Here is a 2,615-nt window from a genome sequence, read left to right as displayed (position 1 = left end):
CCGGGATCCCGCGCCGCACCAGCTCATCCACCACCGCGTTGCGCCGCTCCTCGGTGACACCGGGCATCCGGAACATCGCCATGTAGCTCGGGTTGCGGTCGCTGCGCGGGTCGACGGTCTGCGGCACGACGCCGTCGATCCCCGCCAGCAGCGCGGACAGCACCGGCCAGCGGGCCTGCCTGGTCGCGATCTGCGAGTCCAGCCTGCCGAGCTGGGCGCGCAGCACGGCGGCGGAGAACTCGTTCATCCGGAAGTTCGAGCCCGAGGTGAGGTGGAAGTAGCCGCGGTCGCCCTTGGGCCTGCCGCAGCTGTGCAGGACGAACGCCTTCTCCCACTGGGCCTGGTCGGCGAACAGCACGGCCCCGCCCTCGCCCGCCGTCATCAGCTTGCCGTTCTGGAAGCTGAACGTGGCGATCGACCCGAGCTCGCCGACCCGCTTGCCGCGCCAGTGGGCGCCGTGCGCGTGGGCGGCGTCCTGCACGACCGGCACGCCGGTGCTCGCGGACAGCTTGTCGAGCCGGTCCATGTCGGCGAACTGGCCCGCCATGTGCACGGGCATGATCGCCGAGGTGCGGGAGGTGACGGCGTCCTCGGCGGCGGCGACGTCCAGGCAGTAGGTGTCGGGGTCGACGTCCACGGGCACGGCGACCGCGCCGAGGCGCTGCACGGCCTGCGAGGACGAGATGAACGTGAAGGCGGGCACGATCACCTCCGTGCCGGGGCCCACGTCGAGCACCTGGAGGGCCAGCTCCAGCGCGTGCGTGCCGTTGGTGACGGCGAGCGCGTGGCCCGCGCCGTGGTACTCGGCGAACTCGCGCTCGAACTCGTCGACCTCGCTGCCGCCGACCCGCCACCACTGGCCCTGGTCCAGCGCGCGCAGCAGGGCCGCGCGCTCGGCGTCGTCGTGCTGCGGCCAGGCCGGGAAGTCGATTCCTGCGTCCGGAGAACTGCCCATGAGCCCCTGTCCCGTCGTTCGCGGAAATGGCGCGGGGGAATTCACCGCGGCCGGCTTTCGGAATTCGACGCTACCGATTCCGCAGATCCCGACCAACCCCCTTGACCTCCCCCTAATCCCCCCTGTTCCCAGGCCATCACCGCAGCACGCGGGCACGGCGGCGCGGTCGTGCGCACAATTGGATGAACGGGAACCGGGGTGTCCGCACGCCCCGGTGACGCTTTCGGGGAAAGGCGTCCGGCGCGGGCGAGCTGCCGCGCGCTCGCGGCCCCTCACCCCGCAGTGCTCGATCTTGTGGTCGGAGCACCCCGCGAACACCACTACGATCACCCCATGGTGGCTCTGATCGTCGCGGTGGTGCTGCTCGTCGTCTTCCTGGTGCAGCTCAAGCGGGAGCCCAGACGACTGGGCAACGGCGTGTACCTGCTGATGAGCCTGGCGTTCCTCGCGCTCTGGCTGCTCACCCTGGCCGAACCGCAGACCAGGGTGCTGGTGGTCGGCGCCGTGGTGCTGATCGCCCCGGTGTTCGTCGTCGTGATCGCGCTCTTCCTGATCGCCAACGGCGTGACCCTGTTGCGGCGCGAGGGTTTCAAGCCGGGCAACGCCCTCTCCTTCGGCGCGGGCACGGCCATCCTGGGCGTGGTGGGCGGTCTGCTCCTGGTCCTGCTGTCCGCGCTGCGCGAGGGCTCCCCCGAGCCGTGGGTGCTGGCGGCGGCCGGTTCGCTGTTCCTGCTCGCGGGCTACCTCGGCTTCGCCTTCACCCTCTTCCTGCTCTACTCGGTGCTCTACGGCCGCGTCCGCAAGCGCACCGGCCACACCGCCATCGTCGTCCTGGGCGCGGGCGTCCCCGGAGGCCGCGTCACCCCGCTCCTCGCGGGCCGCCTGGACCGCGCGCTGAAGCTCTACCGCCGCGCCGCGGCCAAGGGCGCTTCCCCCCTGGTGGTCGCCTCCGGCGGCCAGGGCCACGACGAGCCCGCCTCCGAGGCCGAGGTCATGGCGAACTACCTGCGCGAGCGCGGCAGCCCGGACGAGGCGCTCCTGGAGGAGCGCGAGTCCACCTCCACCTGGGAGAACCTCCGCCTCTCCTCCGCCCTGCTCGCCGAGCGCGGCGTCACCGGCAGGCTCCTCGTGGTCACCAGCAGCTACCACGTCCCCCGAGCCGCGATCCTGTCCCGCCGCGCGGGCCTGAAGGCGGACGTCCGGGGCGGTCGCACCGCCTGGTACTTCGTCCCGAACGCCTTCCTCCGCGAGTTCGCCGCGCTCCTGGTCCAGTACCGCGCCCTCAACGCCCTGGCCGCCTGCACCGCGCTGTCCGTCTTCCCGCTGCTGGCCTACGGCGTCTGAGCGCGCCCGGACGCCGTCACAGGTCCAGCGGCGCCGACCCGAAGGCCACGTTGAACCGGTCGCACCACACCACGACGCTGCGCAGCCCCGACAGGTCCGCGTCCTCCGGGATCGGGTAGTTCTGGTTGCCGTCGGTGGCCTTCATGGGGCCGAGCGGCAGGTAGCGCCCGTCGTCGTACTTGCCCCACTCGCCGCCCGCGGTCGCGTCGGAGAGCCAGATGTGCAGGTCGGGCCCGTCCGAGGTGGAGAACCCCTCCAGCCGCAGCACGCGCGCGGCCCCGTTGCGCAGCACGGTGGCGGTGCCCCGCGTCTCGTG

The 2,615-nt window shown here is 72.3% G+C and carries 3 protein-coding genes; 1 reads left to right on the top strand and 2 read right to left on the bottom strand.

All coding sequences use genetic code 11. The features are described from left to right. Positions 1-955: DegT/DnrJ/EryC1/StrS family aminotransferase (locus ACTUAL_RS09730; protein WP_440900032.1), on the bottom strand; the 955-nt coding region annotated here is incomplete at its 3' end. 333 nt (positions 956-1,288) lie between these two features. On the opposite strand from ACTUAL_RS09730, the gene ACTUAL_RS09725 reads away from it, so the two are divergent. Beyond that, positions 1,289-2,299, top strand: a complete 1,011-nt coding sequence (locus ACTUAL_RS09725; RefSeq protein WP_440900031.1) for a YdcF family protein — start codon at positions 1,289-1,291, stop codon at positions 2,297-2,299. Positions 2,300-2,315: 16 nt separating this feature from the next. Here ACTUAL_RS09725 and ACTUAL_RS09720 read toward each other — a convergent pair. Continuing rightward, positions 2,316-2,615 (bottom strand): DM13 domain-containing protein (locus tag ACTUAL_RS09720; RefSeq protein WP_440900030.1); only part of this gene is annotated, 300 nt, incomplete at its 5' end.

Source organism: Actinosynnema sp., assembly GCF_052038725.1.
Note: the sequence above shows the minus strand (reverse complement) of the source record. Positions and strands in the feature narration are given on the sequence as shown.

Excerpts from the sequence above, each read along its gene's own strand:
- ACTUAL_RS09725 (WP_440900031.1), top strand. The coding sequence starts at position 1,289 with ATGGTGGCTCTGATCGTCGCGGTGGTGCTGCTCGTCGTCTTCCTGGTG.